The sequence below is a fragment of the Thermopetrobacter sp. TC1 genome (assembly GCF_000746275.1).
Lineage (GTDB): Bacteria > Pseudomonadota > Alphaproteobacteria > Rhizobiales > Aestuariivirgaceae > Thermopetrobacter.
The window spans coordinates 205,444-225,501 of sequence record NZ_JQKX01000013.1 but is presented as its reverse complement, the minus strand read 5'-3'; the positions used below and the strand labels follow the sequence as shown (position 1 = coordinate 225,501).

The window sequence follows — 20,058 nt, the reverse complement described above, 5'->3', positions numbered from 1 at the left end:
GCCGCATCGCCGACGGCGAAAATGAACGTTCGTCGTCTATAGCACAATCAAACCCGGCGGAAATGTGTCTCCGCCGGGTTTTTGCGCATTCTCGATCTTATCAAGGGCGATCCTTTCGCAGCGCGCGTCCCTGATCGGCATCGCGGCTGTAAGCGCCCGATCAGTTCTGCTGCCGCCGCAGGAAGGTCGGAATCTCCAGATCGTCCTCCTCATCCAGCGCCGCGGCGGGCCCGGCCGCAGGAGTATGGGCGCCAGGCGCTGCCGGCTTCACATGCGGCAGCGGATGCACATTGCCGCCCGACTCCTTCGTCGCAGCGCCATGGGCCTGTTTCGCTTCCGGCTCCTTGCGGGCCTCGGCCCCTTTCTCGGCGGCATCGGCGGAACCGCGCAGATGCTTGAAGCCCAGATTGTGCAGCATCTCGATCAGCCGGCTCCTGCCCTTGGGATTGTGGGCGAGAATCTCTTCGGAAATTTCGTCGATCTTCTCATTGGCCTTGGCACCAATCGCCGGATCGGGCACCGGCGGCGCGGTCGGCGCCGGCGTATGCCCCTTCACAGGGCCATGACCAATGTGGGGTTCCTGATGCCCGCCGGTAGACGTTGTGCCATGCGCCGCCTTCGGCTCCTCCGGCTGCTCAAAGGAAATGCCCAGCTGCTCCGCCTCGGTCGCACTTTCCGTCTGCGGCTGCCCCGGATGATGCGGCGCATGCATTTCCGCATCGCGCACCGCGGCCTCTTCCGCAGCCTGCGTGTCATGCTGCACTGCTGCCGTTTCCTGCTCGCGAACGGGCGGAATCGTCAGCGCCTCGCTCTCCGGCGCGGTAGGCGCCGGCGCAGATTCGGGCGTGCCCGTTGCCTGCGGCTCCATCGTCATGCCGCCCGGCAGGTTTGCGCCCGGATAATAACCCGTCAGCACCTCCTCGCTGCTGCGGGCTGAACGGGCCGGTTCATGCGGCATCTGCGCCGTCTTTTCATCGGACAGGCCCGTGGCCACGACGGAGACGCGCATCGTGCCTTCCAGCTCGTCCTCGATGGTGGCGCCGACGATGATGTTGGCCTCGTCGTCCACCTCCTCACGAATGCGGTTGGCCGCCTCGTCCACCTCATAGAGTGTCAGGTCCGGTCCGCCGGCGATGGAAATCAGCACACCGCGCGCACCGGTGAGCGACACGTCATCCAGCAGCGGATTGGAAATGGCCGCCTCCGCCGCCTCAATGGCGCGCTTCTCGCCGGAAGCCTCGCCCGTGCCCATCATCGCCTTGCCCATGTCGGACATCACCGCCCGCACGTCGGCAAAGTCCAGGTTGATGAGCCCTTCCTTGGTCATCAGCTCGGTAATCGACGCCACGCCGGAATAGAGCACCTGATCGGCCATGGCGAAGGCGGCGGTGAACGACGTCTTCTCGTTGGCCACGCGGAACAGGTTCTGGTTGGGAATGACGATGAGGGTATCGACGTTCTTGGCCAGATTCTCGATTCCCTTCTCGGCGATCATCATCCGCCGCCGGCCCTCGAAATGAAACGGCTTGGTCACCACGCCGACGGTGAGGATGCCCTGTTCCTTGGCCGCCTTGGCGATCACCGGCGCGGCACCCGTGCCGGTGCCGCCGCCCATGCCGGCGGTGATGAAGGCCATGTGCGATCCCGCTAGGTGATCGAGGATTTCGGCCATGGCCTCCTCGGCGGCGCCGGCGCCGATCTCCGGGCGCGAACCGGCGCCCAGCCCCTGGGTGAGCGCATTGCCCATCTGGATCTTGCGCTCGCAGGGGCTCTTGGCCAGCGCCTGGGCATCGGTATTCGCCACCACAAATTCGACGCCCGTGAGATTGGACTCGATCATGTTGTTGACAGCATTGCAGCCGCCGCCGCCAACACCGAAAACCACGATCCGCGGCTTCATCTCAGCGAGATTGGGAATGCCTACTTTGAGATTGGACATGGCCCTGCTTCCAATTGCTTTCCGGCGAAAGTTCGTGGTTTCGATTTAGATAAGAAAAAGTTAACAGGCCCTTAAAACTCTTCCTTTTCTGATTCACCATGAAACGCATCACCCCGCCGCAAGATGGAAAAAGAGGGCCGGTTCTCCCCGCTTTTTGGGAAAACAAAGGCGGCCGGCATGCACCCATGCGGCCGCCTGATTGCTCAGGGCTAAAAAAGGCCGGAGATTGTCAGAAGCCACATTACACGACACAAAGTTACCCCTTTTTCTCGTCACCCCGGCGAAAGCCGGGGTCTCGTGCCGCAAACTCATGCGTTTAGGGCTTTAGATGCCGGCTTTCGCCGGTATGACGATGCAGGTGTCGTGGAGTGTGGTCAGAAGCTTTCCGCAAGCCAGGCCCGCATGCGCGAGAAATAGCCCCCCGGCCGCGCCGCCTTGCCCTCCGTGCCCGTTAGCGCCGCTGCCGGCTCCGGCCGCGGGGACTCGCTTTCCTCCGCCGGCAGAAGAAAGCGGTGCCCGTCGGGCTGAATGGCGCTGCGCAACAGACCGGCCACCACGGAAAACGCCGGTGTTTCCATCTCCTGCGGCAGCCCGGCGAAAGGACGCGGCTTGCCGATGCGTACCGGCATTTCAAGAATGCGCTCCGCCAGCTCGCGCAGGCCCACGATCTGGCTGGCCCCGCCGGTGATCACCGCGCGCGCAATGCCGAGCTTCTTCGCCCCGGCCGCATCCAGCTGCTCGCGCACCAGTTCCAGGATTTCCTCCATGCGCGGCCGGATAATCCCGCCCAGGAGCGAGCGCGGCACCTGTTGCACAGCCCCGGCGCCTTCCTCGCCCAGCATCGGCACCTCCAGCATTTCGCCGTCGTCATCAATGCCGGGCAGGACCGAGCCATGCAGGGTCTTGATCCGTTCCGCCTCCTGCAGCGGAATGCCAAGCCCAAGCGCGAGATCCCGCGTGACGAACATGCCGCCCAGCGGCACCTGCGCCGCTGCCTCAAGCCGTCCGCCGACATAAAGCCCCACGCCGGTGGTCTCCGCCCCCATGTCCACGACCACCGCGCCCAGCGCGCTTTCGTCATCCACCAGCACCGCCCGCGCCGCCGCATGCACCGCAAGGACGAACGAGGGAGCCTCCAGCATGCAGCGGGACAGCACCATCTGCAGATTGCGCAGGCTCCCCCGCGGCACGGAAATCACGTTCACCCGCGCCTTCAGCCGGTCGGCATGCAGCCCTTCCGCCACCGGCGTCCACGGCCCGCCATCCAGCGAGAAACCGGACGGCACCACGTGCACGATCTCCCGCTTGGGCAGATGGAAATGGGAAAGCGCCTGCGAAACAAGCTGATCAACATGCTTGCGCCGCACCGGACCGCCCCCGGGCACGTCCATCTCCGCCGGCAGGCTGGTGCATTCCGGACGCGCGGAAAGATTGACGAGGATGGATTCGATGGTGGTGCCGGCCATGCGCTCTGCGGCATCCACCGCAAGGCGCACCGCCTTTTCCGCCGCATCGGCATCGACAACGACGCCACCGCTGACCCCCTGCGCCGCCTGAACGCCTAAGCCCGTAATGCGGGCCACGGGCAGGGAATCACCGCGTTTGCGGCGAAAGCCGCGCACTTCGGCAATGATGCAGCAGATCTTGGAAGAGCCCACGTCCAGGGCCGCCACCGTGCGCGCCGTTGCGGACACGCCCGCCCTGTCATGACCTGCGTGAGAATAGAGAGAAACGCCCATGAACGCACACACTCCCCATACGCGACACTGAAAAACCAGGCCTCTGCGGCCGTCACCTCCGCGCACCTTGAGGCAACGGGCCCGCCTGCCCTTGCGCATCACGCCCCTGGCCCGAAACAGGCCATGGCTCAAAGCGGCTTCAGCGCGCGAGCGTCGCGGCCTTCTTGTCATCCGCCGCCAGCGCCTGCGGCAGAAGCGCGATGCGGTCCGAAAGCCGCAAATCAAGCTCCTTCACGGCCTTGCGCGTGATCCGTCCGTCCGCGATCAGGGCAGCCAGACGCCGCAGAGCCTTTTCCTCGCCCCGTTCCGGCAGCAAAACCTTCAGGCCCGAGGCCAGATAGAGATTCCAGCGCCGGTTGCCCACGCGGGCCGCGGCCTTCACGCGCGATCTTAAATCCGGCATAGCTTCCAGCTGGTTAACGAGCGCACGCGCCGCGGTATTCGCCCCTTCGCCCGTAACCAGAAGAAGATCGGCAAACCGGCGCGGATCGAGAGAGACAAGCGCCACACCTTCCGCATCCACCGGATAGAAGGCGCCATCAGTCTGCCACAGGGCGATAGGCATGCGCTCCTCGATGCGGATTTTCAGGCCGTTGGGATAGAGCTTGGCGATTTCCGCCCGTTTCACCCAGTCGAGGTTCTCAAGGAGCCGCCGCGCCGTTTCCGGCTCAAACCCCAGCAGCGAGGAACCGGTGCGCACACCGATGGCCTTCAGCACCGCCTGCGGCGTGTGATGAACAAGCCCGGAGATGTAGATGCGCTGGGCCTGCTGCCCGAAAAGGCCGGCAAGCCGCCCTTCCAGATTGTAAAGGGGGCTGGTGGGATCGGTGATGTGCGCGCCGCGCTCCAGCCCGTGCAGGATGACACCCGCAAGCATAAGCAGCGCCAGGCCGCGAAAACCTGCGCGCACAATGAGCGAATCCACCCGCCGGCGCGGGCGCAGATAGCGCGGCAGATCCTTGCGTGACACCGGCCGGGATTTTGGCCGGCTGCTCCTGCCCTTAGCGACGAACCGAAGCATCGTCCACCATCCACATCACCAGTTCCTCAAAGGAATGCCCCGCCGCCCTGGCGATATCCGGCAGAAGCGAGGTGCGGGTCATGCCGGGCTGGGTGTTCACTTCCAGAATAACGATGTCCGCCTCATCCGTCGCCGTTTCGTCATAGCGGAAATCCGCACGGGTGACGCCCCGGCAGCCCAGGGCCCGATGCGCCGCCAGGGCATGGGCCTGAACGCGGTAATAGACGCTGGCCGACAAATCGGCCGGGCAGATGTGATCGGAGCCGCCCTCCTCGTATTTCGAGGCATAGTCATAAAAGGCGCCCTTCTTGGGCACGATTTCGAGAACGCCAAGGGCGACATCGCCCATGACCGCACAGGTCAGCTCCCGCCCCGGCACGAAGCGCTCCACCATCACCACGTCGCCGAAAATCTCGCGCTCATCGAGAAGCTGGCTCACCGGCTCCTCGAACTGCGAATGCACCAGATGAATGCCCACCGAAGAGCCTTCCGCCACCGGCTTGATCACATAAGGCGGGCTGATCACATGGCGCTCCGCCGCCTCCTCGATCGGCACCACCTTGCTTTCGGCCACGGGAATGCCCGCCTGCTCGAACAGGGCCTTGCTCTTCTGCTTGTCCATGGCCAGGGCAGAGGCCAGCACGCCGGAATGCGTATAAGGGATGTTCAGCATCTCCAGCACGCCCTGAATGCAGCCGTCCTCGCCATAGCGGCCATGCAGGGCGTTGAAGGCCACATCGGGCTTGACCTCCACAAGCCTCTGCGCCACGTCGCGATCCACGTCGATCTCCGTCACCTCATAGCCGCAGGCCTTCAGCGCCGCACTCACGGCCTCGCCTGAAGCCAGGGAGACTTCGCGCTCCGCCGACAGCCCGCCCATGAGAACGGCCACATGCGTTTCTTCCGGCTTGCGCCGCGGGGCATATCCCTTTTCAGCCATGGCCCTGCCCGTTCATTCCGATGGCGCGGCAGCGAAAATGCCGATCCGCTTGATTTCCCATTCCAGCGCCACGCCGGTTTCCGCCAGAACACGCGCCCGCACCAGCTCGCCCAGCGCCTCGATGTCAGCGGCGGTGGCGTCTCCCTCATTGATGAGGAAGTTGCAGTGCTTCTCGCTCACCTTTGCCCCACCCACGCGCACCCCGCGCATGCCGGCGGCATCGATGAGCTCCCAGGCACGCTTCGGCAGCGGGTTCTTGAAGGTGGAGCCGCCCGTGCGCGCCCGCACCGGCTGCGCCTCTTCGCGCTGGCGCGATATTTCCGCCATGTGCCGGGCGATCTCCTCCTTCTCGCCGGGCCGCCCCTGAAGAACCGCACCGGTGAAGATCCAGTCCGCCGGGGCATCGGTGTGGCGGTAGCGCATGCCAAGCGCCTGCGCATCCACCACATGCACCCGCCCCTGCCGGTCCACGGCGCGGGCCTCAACGAGAACGTCCCGCATCTCACCGCCGTGCGCGCCGGCGTTCATGCGCAGCGCACCTCCGATTGTGCCCGGTATACCTCTCAGAAAGGTTAATCCTTCGATACCGTGCTCAAGCGCAAAGCGGGCCACCCTGGCATCGGGCACCGCCGCGCCTGCCCGGATGCGACAGTCGCCCTCCAGCGTAAGCGTGCCAAAGCCGCGCCCCAGCCGGATGACCACGCCGGGCACGCCGCCGTCTCGCACCAGGAGGTTGGAGCCCACGCCGATGACCGTCAGCGGAATGTCGTCCGGCACCGCAGCAAGGAATGCGGCAAGGTCCGCCTCGTCCGCCGGCACGAACAGCACCTCCGCCGGCCCGCCGACGCGAAACCACGTCAGCTCGCTCAAGGGCCGCTCCACCTCATAGCGCCCGCGCACTTCGGGCAAGCGCTTCAAAAGAGCGGCCCCGTCAATGCGCCGCGCCTTCGCGCTCATGCCCCCTCTCCGCTCAAAGCCGCCAGCCGTTCAGCCAGGCTCTGCGCCCACTGCGAGATATTGCCCGCGCCCAGGCAGATGACCACATCGCCCTCTCTGGCCAGCCCGGCCACCACCCCGGGCAATTCCGCCTCGCCGGTGATGGTGCGCACATCCCTGTGCCCGGCATCGCGCAGCGCCTGCGCCAGCGCCTCGTGACTCACCCCCTCGATTGGCTCCTCACCCGCCGGATAGACCGGCGCCAAAATCACCGCATCGGCATCATTGAAGCAGGTGGTGAACTCATCGAACAGGGAGTGCAGGCGCGTATAACGGTGCGGCTGTTTCACCGCGATCACCCGGCCGCCTTCGCCGGCCACCTTGCGGGCGGCGCGCAACACCGCGGCGATCTCCACCGGATGATGCCCGTAGTCATCAAAGATGCGCACGCCTTTCCAGGTGCCCACCGGCGTGAACCGCCGCTTCACACCGGAAAAACCGGCAAGCCCCTTGCGGATGGCCTCCGGCGCGATCCCCAGCTGATGCGCCACCGCCACTGCCGCCGTGGCGTTGAGCACATTGTGCTCGCCCGGAAGCGGCATGACGAGATTGGAGATAGTTGTGGCCGCACCGCTGCGCCGGTCGGTGATCGTGACCGCGAAACGGCTTTCGGCGCCGGAAAAGTCGATGTCGTGCACCCGCACATCCGCCTGCGGATTGGTGCCATAGGTGATGACGCGACGATCAACCACGCGAGAAGAAAGCGCCTGCACCTCCGGATGATCGATGCACATCACCGCAAAGCCATAGAAGGGAATGTTCTGCACGAACTGCAGGAAGGCCTCGCGCTCCTTGTCAAAGCTGCCGTAATGATCCAGATGCTCCGGGTCGATGTTGGTCACCACCACCACATCCGCCGGCAGGCGCACGAAGGTGCCGTCCGATTCATCGGCCTCCGCCACCATCCATTCGCCTTCGCCAATGCGCACATTGGTGCCGAGCGCATTGATAATGCCGCCGTTGACAATGAGCGGATCCAGCCCGCCTGCTTCCAGCAGCGCACCGATCAGGGACGTGGTTGTCGTCTTGCCGTGCGTGCCGCCCACGGCGATGGCATTGCGAAAGCGCATGAGCTCCGCCAGCATCTCCGCCCGCCGCACCACCGGCAGATGCCGCTCCCGCGCCGCCTTCAGCTCCGGATTGTCCGGCTTGATCGCCGAGGAAACCACAACGATCTCGGCATCACCCAGATTTTCCGCCGCATGCCCCACGGCGACCGGAATGCCTAGGCTGCGAAGCCGCTTGACGTTGACGCTCTCGGCAATATCCGAGCCCTGCACCGCATAGCCCAGCGCCTTGAGCACCTCGGCAATCCCGCTCATGCCGATGCCGCCGATGCCGATGAAATGAATGGGCCCGACATCGGTTGAGAATTTCATGTGGCGCGGGCGCCCGCCCGCCTTGTCCGCCTGTGCCTGCATGTCCCCGCTCTTCGTGATTCGCTTGAATTATGAAACCGGTATCGCTCCGCTTCATCCAGCCCGCATAAAGCCCAGTTGCCGGGTAAAAGGAGATGAGAGCGCGCTCAAACGCGCAAGGCCAGCTCCTCCACTATGTCCGCCAGCCGTGATGCCGCATCGGGGCGCGCCAGTGTCTTGGCCGCAGCATGCGCCGCACGCAGATCCGCCGGTGCATAACGCAGACGCGTGATCAGCGCTGCCAGCTTCTCCGCCGTGATCTCCTTCTGCCGCATCAGCCAGCCCGCGCCCGCCTCGGAAAAGGCGCGGGCATTGCGCAGCTGATCATTGTCCAGCGCATGCGGCAGCGGCACCAAAATCGCCGGCCGCCCGATCACCGCCAGCTCCGCCACCGTGGACGCCCCGGCCCGGGCAATCACCAGATGCGCTTGTGCCATGCGCTGCGGCATGTCGTCAAAAAAGGGCGCCAGCGTGGCATACACCTCAAGGCGCGCATAAGCCTCGCGCACACTGTCCAGATCCTCCGGGCGGCATTGCTGGGTGATGATCAGATGCCGCCGCACCGCTGAAGGCAGGGCCGCGATCACTTCCGGTATCATCTCGGAGAAAAAGCGCGCCCCCTGCGATCCCCCGAAGATCAGCAGATGAAATGGCGCATCCGCCTCTTCCGGCGGTTCATAGGGCGCATCCGCCGCCGCCAGCACCGCCGCGCGCACAGGGTTTCCGGTAAACGTCGCCTTCTTCTGCAGGGCGCCGTCAAGACCGGTCACTTTCGGAAAGGACGTGGCAATCGCGCTCGCCCGCCGCGCCAGAAACCGGTTAGCCCGGCCCATCACCGCGTTCTGCTCATGCAGGAGCGTGGGGATGCGCAAATGCTGCGCCGCAAAGAGCGGCGGCACGGAAGGATAGCCGCCAAAGCCCGCCACAGCCAAAGGCATTGCCCCTTTCAGAAAGCCTCGTGCCTTGAGAAAGCCGCGCAGCAATGTGAACACCTGCACCGGCACCCACCAGGGCCGGCCCGGCGTGACGGTGGCTGAAGGGATACGCATCACCTCGCCGGGGAAACGTTCGCGCCAGGTCATGCCGCGCGCATCCGTCATCAACAGGGTACCATAACCCCGCGCTGTCAAAGCTTCCGCCAGCGCCTGCGCCGGAAACAGATGTCCGCCCGTGCCGCCCGCGGCAAGAACAATCAGCCCCTTGCCGCCCGCGCCTGCATCGTTCATGCCGCCTGCCCTCCCTGCGCCGCTTTGGCGATGCCGGAAACAGCGGGTGTTGCCGGAGAGGCCAGGTCATCGCCATAAGCCTCAGCCCCTTCGTGCGCGGCTTCCGCCTCGGCCACATCCGCGCGCAGAAGCGCCAGCGCCACGCCCAGGCCAAGCGCTGCTGCCCACATGGAGGACCCGCCATAGGAAATCAGCGGCAGCGTCATGCCCTTTGCCGGCAGCAGCTGCACGTTCACCCCCATGTTGATGATCGCCTGCAGACCGAAGAGCATGGCAAGGCCGCTGGCGGCAAAACGGCAGAAACGGCAGCGCAGCCGCCCGGCCTTGATCAGGATGCGCAGCACGATGAAGGCATAGAGCATCACCACCAGCGCCACCGCAACGAAGCCGAACTCCTCGCCCACCGCGGCGAAGATGAAATCGGTGTGCGCATCCGGCAGGTGCTTGTTGGCCATGCCGCCGCCCGGGCCCATGCCCAGAAGCCCGCCGTTGTTGAAGGCCTCGATGGCGAAATCCATCTGATCGCGGGCCCCGTCAGGCAGCTGCGGCGGATGCAGAAAGCGATCCACGCGCGCCCGCACATGCGGAAACATCGCCCAGGCGCCAACCGCTACCAACAGAACACCTCCGGCCAGCAGACCAATCGTCCGCCAGCGCAGACCAAACAGGAACAGAAGCCCAAGCCAGGTTGCCGTGGTCAGGGCCGTCTGCCCCATGTCCGGCTGCAGAAAAAGAAGCCCGACAAACAGCCCATAAAGCCCCCAGGCGATGGCCACCGCCGGCACATCCGGCAGGCGCCTGGCCTGCGCCAGCAGCCAGGCGCTCAAGACCACGAAGGCCGGCTTGACGAATTCCGAAGGCTGAATCGAAAAGGGCCCGATGTTGATCCAGCGGTGCGCGCCCTTGATCGCCGGGCCGATGAACAGGGCGAGCACCATCAGCACGATGCCTGCGACATAAACCCCCAGCATCAGGCGCCGCACCTGCCGTGCATCGAGGAAGGAGGCAAACACGAACAGAACCACCGCCGGAAACAGGAACAGAAGATGCCGGCGGAAGAAGTGAAAGCCGTCCAGCCCGATGCGCTCCGCCACCGGCGGGCTCGCCGCCAGCGAAAAGATCACGCCAAGCGCCATCAGCAGGAACACTGCGCCCATCAGCGCCCAGTCCACCGAAAACCACCACCGGGCCAAAAGCCCGCTGTCCTTGCGCGATATCAGCGGCATGGCATCAGCCTCATGTCATGTTGTCCGTCTGTGTGGCCGCCGCCCGGGCGGCATCCTGTTTGCCGGTGGCTCCTGTCCGTTCCTTGAGCGCCTCCACCAGGGCGCGGAAATGCTCGCCCCGCGCCTCGAACGAGGGATACTGGTCAAACGACGCACAGGCCGGCGCCAGCAGCACCACGGGGTTCTCACCGCCCGCCGCTTCCCGTTGCGCCGCCGCAAAGGCCCGCTCAACGGCCCTTTCCATGGTTTCCACCACATCGAAGGGCACATGCGCCCGCTTTAACGTCTCGGCGAAATCCGCAGCCGCCTCGCCGATCAGCCAGGCATGGCGCACGTTCTCCTTCGCCAGCGCAACAAGCGGTTCAATGCCGCCGGCCTTGGCGCGCCCGCCCGCGATCCAGTGAATGCCCGAAAAGGTGGAAAGAGAGCGCGCCGCGGCATCGGCATTCGTCGCCTTGGAATCGTTGATGAAACGCACACCCTCAACTAGGCCCACCTCCTCCATCCGGTGCGCCAGCCCGGGAAAGGTGACGAAACCGCGGGCGATCATCGCCGCATCCAGTTTCAGCGCCCGACAGGCAGCCCAGGCCGCGGCTGCGTTCTGCCAATTGTGCCGTCCGCGCAAGGCCCGCGCCGTGCTCAGGTCCATGCCGCGCACGGTCTTGCCATGTTGCCGCTCCTGCAGGACACCATTGATGGCGCAGACGCCTTCATCAAGCAGCCTCTCGATGGAAAAGGGCATGCGCCTGACCCCTTCCGGTACCCTGGCCAGCGCCTCTCGGCAGAAGGCATCGTCCACCGAAATGACGGCAACATCCCCTTCCCGCTGACGAGCGAACAAACGGGCCTTCACCGCGGCATAGTTCTCAAGGCTGCCATGACGGTCGAGATGATCGGGCGTGACGTTGAGCAACACCCCGACATCGGGCCGGAATGTGGGCGAAAGATCGATCTGAAAGGAGCTCATCTCGATCACATAGGTGCGCCCGGGCCGCGGCTCCGGCAGGGAGAACACCGCCCGCCCGATATTGCCGCCCACATGGGCATCCAGCTTGAACAGCGAAAGCACATGCCCGATCAGCGCCGTGGTCGTTGATTTGCCGTTGGTGCCGGTCACCGCCACGATGCGCCCGCCGCGGGCCCGCACCTCGGCATGAAAGATCTCGGTATCGCCGATCACCGGCACGCCGGCCTCTTCCGCCTTGCGCACCGTCCAGTGCGGCACCGGATGCGTCAGCGGCACGCCCGGCGCCAGCACCAGGGCATCAAGCCCGGAAAAATCCACCGTCTTGAGATCAACAAGCGGCACGCCGGCCTCACGCGCCCGCTCACGCCCGGCGGTGCCATCGTCCCAGGCCAGCACCTCCGCACCGCCCGCCATCAGCGCCTGCGCACAGGCAATGCCCGAGCGCCCCAGCCCGAAAACGGCAAGCCGCCTGCCCGCATATGTCCGTGCCGCAAAGGTCATGATCTTTATACGTCTTTCATCTCCCGGTCCGGGGCGTTGCTCTCAGCGCAGCTTCAGCGTCGCCAGGCCAATGAGCGCCAGCACCACCGAGATGATCCAGAAGCGGATGACGATCGTCTCCTCCTTCCAGCCCTTCTTCTCGAAGTGATGATGCAGCGGCGCCATGCGGAACACCCGCTTGCCCGTGAGCTTGAAGGAGACCACCTGCACGATCACTGAAACCGTCTCCAGCACGAACAGGCCGCCGATGATGGCCAGCACCAGCTCATGCTTGGCCGCCACCGCCAGCGCGCCCAATGCCCCGCCCAGCGACAGCGAGCCGGTATCGCCCATGAAGATCTGCGCCGGCGGCGCGTTGTACCAGAGAAAGCCAAGCCCCGCGCCCAGCATCGCGCCGGTAAGCACCGCCAGCTCACCAACGCCGCGCACGTAATGCAGCTGCAGATAGTTGGCGAAAACGGCATGGCCGACGAGATAGACGATGAGGCCGAAACTGGCCGCCGCGATCATCACCGGCACGATGGCAAGCCCGTCCAGCCCGTCGGTCAGGTTCACGGCATTGCCCGCCCCGATGATCACCAGCGCCGCAAAAGGCACGAACCACCAGCCCATCTGCCACAGGAGATTCTTGAAGAAGGGAAAGGCCAGCGCCGTGGACAGATTCGGGTCACCGGCCGAAATCATGATCAGCACCGCCCCGGTGGCCACCACCGCCTCCAGAAGCAGCCGCAACTTGCCGGAAAAGCCCTTGGTCGAGCCGGTGGTGACCTTCAGATAGTCATCATAAAAGCCGATGGCCCCGAAGCCGAGCAGCACGAACAACACCGCCCAGACATAGGGGTTGGTCAGATCGGCCCACAACAGCGTGGTCACCACGATGGAGCCCAGAATCATCAGCCCGCCCATGGTCGGCGTGCCGGCCTTGGCGAAATGGGTTTCCGGCCCGTCCTCGCGGATCGGCTGGCCCTTGCCCTGCTTCACCTTCAGAAGCGAGATCAGGGAAGGGCCGAACATGAAGACGAGAAACAGCGCCGTCATGATCGCCCCGCCGGTGCGGAACGTGATGTAGCGCAGCACGTTCAGCACCGGAAACTGATCCACCAGCGCCTGTGAAAGATGATAGAGCATTCAGCCCTCGTCACTGTTATCCGTTGCGCTCCCGAAATGCGCCCGCAGCGCCTCCACCAGCGGCATCATCCGCGAGCCCAGGGAGCCCTTCACCATCACCACATCACCCCCGCGCAGGGCGGTCTTCAGTGTTTCGGTCAGCGCCGCCGAGGTTTCACGCCAGGCACCGCGCATCTCCGCCGGCACCGCCTCGAAGAGATGGTGCATGAGCGGCCCGGCCGCAAACAGAAGATCCACGCCCGCATTTTTCAGATCATCCGCCAGTGCCGCATGCAGCAAAGGCCCGGCCTCGCCCAGCTCCAGCATGTCGCCGAGCACGGCAATGCGCCGGCCGCCCGCAGCAGGTTCAGCCTCCGCCAGCAGGCCCAGCGCCGCCCGCATCGAGGCGGGATTGGCATTGTAGCTCTCATCGAGCAGCAGGATCTCACCGCCGTCAGTAGCGCGCAGGCGATAGCGCCCGCCCCGCCCCTTTGGCGGCTGCATGTCCTTCAGCGCATGCATCACCGCCGTCAAATCCGCGTTTAGGGCCTCCGCCGCCGCCAGTACGGCCAGCGCATTCATCGCCACATGCCGCCCCGGCATGCCAATGCGGAAACTGGCCCGCCGGCCGTTCACTTCCGCCGTCACGCACACGCTTTGCTCCTGGCTGACCGCATCGATGAGCCGCACATTCGCATCATCCGCCGTGCCGAAGGTGATGATCCGTGCCGCCTTGGCAGCCCTGGCCGCCGCAATCAACCGATCGCTATGGGGCGCATCGGCGTTGATGATGGCCACGCCGCCGTTTTCGAGGCCGGAGAAGATTTCCGCCTTGGCCTGCGCGATCCCCTCAAGTGAACCGAAGGCGCCGATATGGCTTTCCGCCACCTGCGTGACAATGGCCACATGCGGCCGCGCCAGCTGTGTCAGCGCCGCAATCTCGCCCGGAGCGTTCATGCCCATCTCGATCACGGCGAAATCGGCCTGCCGCGGCATGCGCGCCAGAGTGAGCGGCACACCCCAGTGATTGTTGTGGGAGGCCACGGCGGCATGCGTTGCGCCCACTGCGGAAAGCGCTAGCTTGAGCATCTCCTTGGTGGTGGTCTTGCCCACCGACCCGGTCACGCCAATGACCTTCGCCTGCGTGCGCGCCCGCGCCGCCATGCCCAGCCGCCGCAAGGCCTCAAGCGTGTCGGAAACCTCAAGCAGCGGCCCGGCAGCGCGCATTTCCTCATCCGGCTCCGAAACCACGGCCAGGGCCGCGCCCTTGCGCAGGGCCTCGCTGACGAAGGCGTGCCCGTCCATGCGCACGCCGCGAATGGCGAAAAACACCTCGCCACCGCCCACCTCACGGGAATCAAAGGTTACCCCGCTGATCGCCTCCGGCAACTGATCCGGCGCGCGCAGGCAGACTTCGCCAATGGCCGCACGGACTTCCTCGCCCGTCCACAGCGACGGTGCAGGCATGTCGCGCTTTTCCGCCTGAAGGCCCGTCATTATTTGTCCCACTCCTCGCGAATCCAGCGCTCGATCTCCTCGTGATCGGAGAACGGCACCACCTCGTCGCCAATGATCTGGCCGGTTTCATGGCCCTTGCCGGCCACCAGCAGGATGTCGCCCTTCTCCAGAAGCGCCATGCCCTGCCGGATGGCCGCCGCCCGGTCCGCAATCTCCATGGCGCCGGGGCAGGCGGTCAGGATCTGTGCCCGAATGGCGGCGGGGTCCTCATGACGCGGGTTGTCATCAGTAACGATGACCATATCGGCAAGCTCCGCCGCCACCTGCCCCATCTGCGGGCGCTTGCCGGGATCCCTGTCGCCGCCGGCGCCGAACAGAACGATCAGGCGCCCTTCCGCATAGGGGCGCAGCGCCTCCAATGCCGCGCGCAAGCCCTCCGGCGTGTGGGCATAGTCCACAAACACCGCCGCGCCCTTTTTCGTGCGCGCCACCAGCTCCATTCGCCCCCGCACCGGCTTGAGCCGCTCAAGGCCGAGGATGGCCTCTTCCTCCGGGCCGCCGGCCGCGATCACCAGCCCGGCCGCCACCAGCGCATTCTCCGCCTGAAAGCGCCCGACCAGCGGCAGATAGATGCGGTATTCCCGTTTGGGCGTGCGCAGAACCAGCTGCTGGCCAAAGCCCTCGATGCGCCGCTCCATCATCTCGATGCGCTTGCCGGCCAGCCCGACGTCGAACAGCAGAAGCCCCCGCGCTCTTGCCCGTTCCGCCACCGTCTCGCCGGCATCATCATCCACGTTGACCACCGCCGGCGCCGGCGGATGCAGCAGCTCCTCAAACAGCCGCATCTTGGCCTCGAAATAGGCATCCATGTCCTTGTGATAATCAAGGTGATCGCGCGAGAAGGAAGTAAACCCGCCCGCGGTCAGCCGCACGCCGTCCAGCCGGTACTGGGCCAGCCCGTGCGAGGAGGCCTCCATTGCCAGGTGCGAGATCGCCCGCTTGCGCATGCGGGCGAGATTGGCATGCAGCTTTACCGGATCGGGCGTGGTGTGCATGGTGTCAAGATCGTCAAGATCCGGGCCGAACACGCCCAGCGTGCCCATGGAGGCGGCGCGAAAGCCCATGAACGCCCAGATCTGGCGCACGAATTCCACCACCGAGGTCTTGCCATTGGTGCCGGTGACCGCCACCACCGTCACCGGCTGGTGCAGATAGAAACGCGCCGCGATCAGGGCGAGCGCCCGCGCCGGATTGTCGCTGCGCACAATGGCAACTCCCTCCGGCACATCCTCAAGCACAAGGTCATCCCGCACCAGCAGGGCCACCGCCCCGCGCGCAAGGGCTTCCGGGATGAAATCCTCGCCATTGACCTGCGTGCCCTTAAGCGCGGCGAAGAGATAGCCCGGCTTCACCTCCCGGGAATCCTGCGTGATGCCGGCAATTTCAAGGTCCGCATCGCCCTCGATCCGGCAGCAGCGGGCGAGATAGCGCAGATTGTGCGGCATGGCTTTCTATATCCTCATACTCACTGAGCCCCTGAAACAGCCCCCTTGGCGGCAACAGCCATGGGCACATTCCAGTCGGGATTGATCTTTCTCCAGCGGGCCAGCTCCTTTTTCGCCTCCTCGCTGTCCAGCTTCGGTTTCACGCCCAGGATGGGAGCGATTCGCGCCACCACGCGCCCGGCGGTGGGCACGGCGTTCCAGCCGGAGGTGGCAAAGCCCCTGGTTTCGGCCGTGGGGCGCGGATCATCCAGCATGACCATCACGAGGTATTTCGGATCGTCCATGGGAAAGGCCCCGATGAAGGAGGTGAGGCGATGATCCTTGCTGTAGCGCCCGTTGATCACCTTTTCCGCCGTGCCCGTCTTGCCGCCCACGCGCCAGCCCGGCGCCGCGGCGCGGCGGGCGGTGCCCTCAATGGCGTTCAGCCGGAAGAGATAGCGCATCTTGCGCGAGGTGTCCTCGGAAATGATCCGTCGTGAAAGCACCTCCGCCGCATCCTTGTCCCGCTTGAGAAAGGTGGGCGGGATGAGCTTGCCGCCATTGATCAGCGCCGCAATCACCGTCGCGCCCTGCAGGGGCTGCACGGCAAACCCGTGGCCGAAGGCCGCCGTCGCCGATGACACCTTCGTCCAGCGCCGCGGCAGCAGCGGGCGCGCCGCCTCGGGAAGCTCCGTGCGCAGTTTGTCGAAAAGCCCCACCTTGCGCAAGAAGGCCTTGTGCCGCTCAAGCCCCACTTCCAGCGCCATGCGCGCGGTGCCGATGTTTGAGGAATGAATGAAGATCTCTGGCACCGTCAGCCAGCGCCTCTGCGCGTGATAGTCGTTGATCTTCATGCGGCCGATCCGCAGGGGAAAGCGCGCGTCATAGCTCTTGTCCAGCCGCGCGGTGCCGGCATCCAGCGCCATGGCGAAGGTCACCGCCTTGATCACCGAGCCCAGCTCATAGACACCGGCCGTCATGCGGTTGAGGCGGTCCTTCTTCAGCGCGCCGGTCTTCACCGGATCGTTGGGATTGAAATCCGGCAGCGAGACCATGGCCAGGATCTCGCCGGTATGCACGTTCATGACGAGGCCACCGGCGCCCAATGCCTTGTATTTGCGCATCGCCCGCTGCAGCTCCGCCCGCAGCGCATGCTGCACCCGCACATCCAATGCCAGCTGCGCCGGTCGCGCATCCTTGCCGCTGGGGTTGATCAGGGACGCGGTGAAAATGGCCCCGGCACCATCCAGAAAGCGCTCAATGCCGCTCAAGCCCTTGGAATCGATGTTGGAAAAGCCCACGACATGCGCTGCCAGCCGCCCCATGGGGTAGATGCGGCGCTTCTCCTTCATCACGCGAATGCCGGGAATGCCAAGATCAAGTATCCGCTTTTCCAGATCCGGCCCGATCTTGCGCAGAACCCACACGAACTTGCGGCGCTTGTCGGAAAACAGCCGCCGCAGCTTGGCCGCGTTCAGGCTCGGCACCACGGAGGTGAGTTTCTCCACCGCCTCATCCACGTCGATCATGCGGTAGGGCTCGGCAAAGACCGAGGCAAACGGCATGTCCGCAGCCAGAAGAATGCCGTTGCGGTCCACGATATCCGGCCGCGGAATATGCGCCTTGCGCACCACCGCCGTGCGCCGCTCCGGATCCACGCCGAGCGTCAGCCAGGCCGCCTTGCCGGCGATCACCAGAAACACCGCGGCGAAGGCGAGAATGGTCAGCCTCTGCCGCGTAAACAGCGCCCCGATGCCTGCCCTGCCCGCCGTCACCGTTTTGCCTCCCCTGCCTGCACCCGGGCAATCAGCGCCGCCAGCGGATCACTCACGCCTTCCTGCGCATCGGGCTTGTAGGCGCGCGCCGGCAGATCGGCGAGAATGGCATTGAGCCCGCGGATGCGCTCCGGCCCCACCGGCGCCATCACCAGATGCCGCCGCACCAGACGCTCGATGCGCTCAGGGTTCATCAGCATGGCCCGCTCCACCTGCAGGATGCGGATGTTCTCCTCCTCGCGGGCGATGTCCGCCTCAAGCCGGCGAATCTCGCGCTCCGCCAGCCGCGTCTGCTGCTCGCGGGCATAGAGCACCACCGCAAAGACGATCAGGCCGATCAGGAGCACGCCATTGAGCACATTGAGAAATCTCATCGCCTGTATCCTCCGCCTCGTCCCTTGCCGTGGCGATGGCGCCGCCCGCCGCCCCGGCCGGTGTCATCCGCCACCGGCAGACCGAGAAAGGCGGGATCGGGCGCAATGGCCGGCGCCTCGGTGCGTTCGCCCGCCCGCAATCTCGCCGAGCGTGCCCGCGGATTGGCGGCGATTTCCACTTCCGTGGGCACAATCCCGCCGCGGGCGATATCCACAAACGAGGGCGCGGGCTCATCCTGCCCAAGCGCCGGCATCCCGTGCATGGCCATGCCGGGCAGAGGCCGCACCTGTGCCGCCCGTCCCGTACGCCGGGCAAAGAAGCGCTTCACGATCCTGTCCTCCAGCGAATGGAAGGTGATCACCACCAGCCGCCCGCCGGGCTTGAGCAGCCGCTCCGCCGCCGCCAGACCCGCCACGAGCTCCTCCAGCTCGCGGTTGACGAAAATGCGCAGCGCCTGAAAGGTGCGCGTGGCCGGATGCGTGCGCCCCGGCCGCTTGCGCCCCAGAACCTGTTCCACCACCCGCACAAGATCGCCCGTGGTGGAAAAGGGCTTTTCTTTTCGGGCTTTCACGATCGCCCGCGCCAGCGCCCGCGCCTTTCGCTCCTCGCCATAGGCGAAAAGAATGTCGGCAAGCGCTTCCTCCGAAAACGTGTTGACCACCTCCGCCGCCGTCATGCCGGCCTGCTCCATGCGCATGTCCAGCGGCCCTTCGTGCAGGAAGGAAAAGCCGCGCGCCGCATCATCAAGCTGCATGGACGAAACCCCGATATCGAGCAGCACGCCGTCCGCCCTCTCCCCAAAGCCGGATTCGGCCAGCGCCTTTTCCATCTCCGAATAGCGCCCGTGATACACATGCACCCGGCCGGGATGGGCCGCGGCCAGCTCCTGCGCCAGCGCCACCGCATCCGGATCGCGGTCGATGGCCACAAGCCGTGTTTCGGGCACGGCGAGAATGGCGCGCGCATGCCCGCCGGCGCCAAAGGTGCCATCCACATAGACCCCGCCCGGGCGCACATTCAGCGCCTGCACGGCCTGTTCATGCAAAACCGGCACATGCCGCCTCTCCGCCCCGCCGCCGGCGGGAGGCTCATTCGCGGAGGATGTCGGCCTTTCCTTCACGGGCACCTTGAAAAGCCCTTCCCTTCTGCCGCTGGCGCATCACGGGCCCGCAGTCCCCACACCAGGAGGCGAAAGCGCCACAGCGGCCAGTCATGGTTAATGCCGGGTAAGGATGTTTTTGAATCGGCTTCCCTTAACAAATGGTTGCCATGGCGATTCGATGCGTGACATTCCGGGAAGGAATCACAGGATCACTACGCGTTTCCGGCCAAGACGGATCACAAAAAAAAAAAGCAAAGAAAAACGCCAGCCGGCCTGTAAGCCGGGTTCTGTTCCGCCAGCCCGTAAAAAGGAGCCGGCGGCGATGGCCATTCATCTGGGACGTGCATTGCTGCACGCCTCGCGCGACCAACCCGGACGGCGGGGCCGGAAACACGCCCTGCACCCGCCGGAACGATGGCGGGCGCGTGCCGTCCCTATTCGGTCTTGCTCCGGGCGGGGCTTGCCGTGCCGCCCCTGTCGCCAGAGGCGCGGTGCGCTCTTACCGCACCCTTTCACCCTTACCCCGCGCCGAACACGGGCCTGTGGCTGCATCACACCTCTTGCGGCGATGCGAACAGGCCGGCGCGGGGCGGTCTGCTTTCTGTGGCGCTTTCCCTGAGGTTCCCGCGCAAGGCGAAGGCGAAGAAGCCTTTGCCTTACCGGTCCCTCGCCGGGCGTTACCCGGCGCCCTGTTTCCGTGGAGCCCGGACTTTCCTCCAGAGGCGGCGACTAACCGCCCCCGGCGGCCATCCGGCCGGCTGGCACAGCAAGATGTAGGCACATT

At 65.5% G+C, this 20,058-nt stretch carries 15 protein-coding genes and 1 other RNA gene; all 16 read right to left on the bottom strand.

The window, feature by feature from the left end; translation table 11 throughout:
- Positions 1-160 precede the first annotated feature (160 nt).
- The 16 genes from ftsZ to rnpB all read right to left on the bottom strand — a co-directional run bounded on the left by ftsZ (position 161) and on the right by rnpB (position 20,036).
- Positions 161-1,939, bottom strand: coding sequence for a cell division protein FtsZ (ftsZ, locus tag EK16_RS02080; protein ID WP_038034072.1), 1,779 nt, complete (start codon positions 1,937-1,939; stop codon positions 161-163).
- 374 nt (positions 1,940-2,313) lie between these two features.
- Positions 2,314-3,678 carry a cell division protein FtsA gene (ftsA, locus tag EK16_RS02075; protein ID WP_051928782.1) on the bottom strand — a complete coding sequence of 455 codons (1,365 nt, stop codon included), beginning with the start codon at positions 3,676-3,678 and terminating at the stop codon, positions 2,314-2,316.
- A gap of 139 nt (positions 3,679-3,817) precedes the next feature.
- The gene (locus EK16_RS02070) at positions 3,818-4,648 is read right to left on the bottom strand and encodes a cell division protein FtsQ/DivIB (protein ID WP_051928781.1); all 831 of its coding nucleotides are present in this window, start codon (positions 4,646-4,648) and stop codon (positions 3,818-3,820) included.
- A 31-nt stretch (positions 4,649-4,679) separates the two neighbouring features.
- A complete protein-coding gene (locus EK16_RS02065) occupies positions 4,680-5,639 on the bottom strand; it encodes a D-alanine--D-alanine ligase (RefSeq protein WP_051928780.1) in 960 nt (319 codons plus the stop codon).
- 12 nt (positions 5,640-5,651) lie between these two features.
- On the bottom strand, positions 5,652-6,596 hold the full coding sequence (gene murB / locus EK16_RS02060; RefSeq protein ID WP_038034069.1) for a UDP-N-acetylmuramate dehydrogenase: 945 nt from the start codon (positions 6,594-6,596) through the stop codon (positions 5,652-5,654).
- Entirely contained in the window at positions 6,593-8,014 is a 1,422-nt protein-coding gene (gene murC, locus EK16_RS02055; protein ID WP_038034306.1) for a UDP-N-acetylmuramate--L-alanine ligase, read from the bottom strand. Before murC ends, murB begins: the two co-directional genes overlap by 4 nt.
- A gap of 146 nt (positions 8,015-8,160) precedes the next feature.
- Entirely contained in the window at positions 8,161-9,279 is a 1,119-nt protein-coding gene (gene murG, locus EK16_RS02050; RefSeq protein ID WP_038034067.1) for an undecaprenyldiphospho-muramoylpentapeptide beta-N-acetylglucosaminyltransferase, read from the bottom strand.
- Complete coding sequence (locus EK16_RS02045; protein ID WP_156098429.1) at positions 9,276-10,505, bottom strand: FtsW/RodA/SpoVE family cell cycle protein; 1,230 nt, start codon at positions 10,503-10,505, stop codon at positions 9,276-9,278. The genes murG and EK16_RS02045 overlap by 4 nt, the downstream gene beginning before the upstream one ends.
- Before the next feature lie 10 nt (positions 10,506-10,515).
- Complete coding sequence (gene murD, locus EK16_RS02040) at positions 10,516-11,886, bottom strand: UDP-N-acetylmuramoyl-L-alanine--D-glutamate ligase (protein ID WP_369793068.1); 1,371 nt, start codon at positions 11,884-11,886, stop codon at positions 10,516-10,518.
- Between the two features lie 129 nt (positions 11,887-12,015).
- Positions 12,016-13,101: a phospho-N-acetylmuramoyl-pentapeptide-transferase gene (mraY, locus tag EK16_RS02035; protein WP_038034064.1), complete on the bottom strand. Its 1,086-nt coding sequence runs from the start codon at positions 13,099-13,101 to the stop codon at positions 12,016-12,018.
- Positions 13,102-14,577, bottom strand: a complete 1,476-nt coding sequence (locus EK16_RS02030) for a UDP-N-acetylmuramoylalanyl-D-glutamyl-2,6-diaminopimelate--D-alanyl-D-alanine ligase (protein ID WP_231573563.1) — start codon at positions 14,575-14,577, stop codon at positions 13,102-13,104.
- Complete coding sequence (locus EK16_RS02025; RefSeq protein WP_051928779.1) at positions 14,577-16,043, bottom strand: UDP-N-acetylmuramoyl-L-alanyl-D-glutamate--2,6-diaminopimelate ligase; 1,467 nt, start codon at positions 16,041-16,043, stop codon at positions 14,577-14,579. The genes EK16_RS02030 and EK16_RS02025 overlap by 1 nt, the downstream gene beginning before the upstream one ends.
- 20 nt (positions 16,044-16,063) lie before the next feature.
- Positions 16,064-17,797, bottom strand: coding sequence for a peptidoglycan D,D-transpeptidase FtsI family protein (locus EK16_RS02020; RefSeq protein WP_051928778.1), 1,734 nt, complete (start codon positions 17,795-17,797; stop codon positions 16,064-16,066).
- Positions 17,794-18,171, bottom strand: coding sequence for a cell division protein FtsL (locus EK16_RS02015; RefSeq protein WP_038034061.1), 378 nt, complete (start codon positions 18,169-18,171; stop codon positions 17,794-17,796). The genes EK16_RS02020 and EK16_RS02015 overlap by 4 nt, the downstream gene beginning before the upstream one ends.
- On the bottom strand, positions 18,168-19,226 hold the full coding sequence (gene rsmH, locus EK16_RS02010) for a 16S rRNA (cytosine(1402)-N(4))-methyltransferase RsmH (RefSeq protein WP_051928802.1): 1,059 nt from the start codon (positions 19,224-19,226) through the stop codon (positions 18,168-18,170). Before rsmH ends, EK16_RS02015 begins: the two co-directional genes overlap by 4 nt.
- A 308-nt stretch (positions 19,227-19,534) precedes the next feature.
- Positions 19,535-20,036, bottom strand: an RNA gene (gene rnpB, locus EK16_RS11290) — RNase P RNA component class A.
- Positions 20,037-20,058 lie beyond the last annotated feature (22 nt).

Coding starts and splice junctions, on each gene's coding strand:
- ftsZ (WP_038034072.1), bottom strand. CDS start 1,939: ATGTCCAATCTCAAAGTAGGCATTCCCAATCTCGCTGAGATGAAGCCG.
- ftsA (WP_051928782.1), bottom strand. CDS start 3,678: ATGGGCGTTTCTCTCTATTCTCACGCAGGTCATGACAGGGCGGGCGTG.
- EK16_RS02065 (WP_051928780.1), bottom strand. CDS start 5,639: ATGGCTGAAAAGGGATATGCCCCGCGGCGCAAGCCGGAAGAAACGCAT.
- murB (WP_038034069.1), bottom strand. CDS start 6,596: ATGAGCGCGAAGGCGCGGCGCATTGACGGGGCCGCTCTTTTGAAGCGC.
- murC (WP_038034306.1), bottom strand. CDS start 8,014: ATGAAATTCTCAACCGATGTCGGGCCCATTCATTTCATCGGCATCGGC.
- murG (WP_038034067.1), bottom strand. CDS start 9,279: ATGAACGATGCAGGCGCGGGCGGCAAGGGGCTGATTGTTCTTGCCGCG.
- EK16_RS02045 (WP_156098429.1), bottom strand. CDS start 10,505: ATGCCGCTGATATCGCGCAAGGACAGCGGGCTTTTGGCCCGGTGGTGG.
- murD (WP_369793068.1), bottom strand. CDS start 11,886: ATGGCGGGCGGTGCGGAGGTGCTGGCCTGGGACGATGGCACCGCCGGG.
- mraY (WP_038034064.1), bottom strand. CDS start 13,101: ATGCTCTATCATCTTTCACAGGCGCTGGTGGATCAGTTTCCGGTGCTG.
- EK16_RS02030 (WP_231573563.1), bottom strand. CDS start 14,577: ATGACGGGCCTTCAGGCGGAAAAGCGCGACATGCCTGCACCGTCGCTG.
- EK16_RS02025 (WP_051928779.1), bottom strand. CDS start 16,043: ATGCCGCACAATCTGCGCTATCTCGCCCGCTGCTGCCGGATCGAGGGC.
- EK16_RS02015 (WP_038034061.1), bottom strand. CDS start 18,171: ATGAGATTTCTCAATGTGCTCAATGGCGTGCTCCTGATCGGCCTGATC.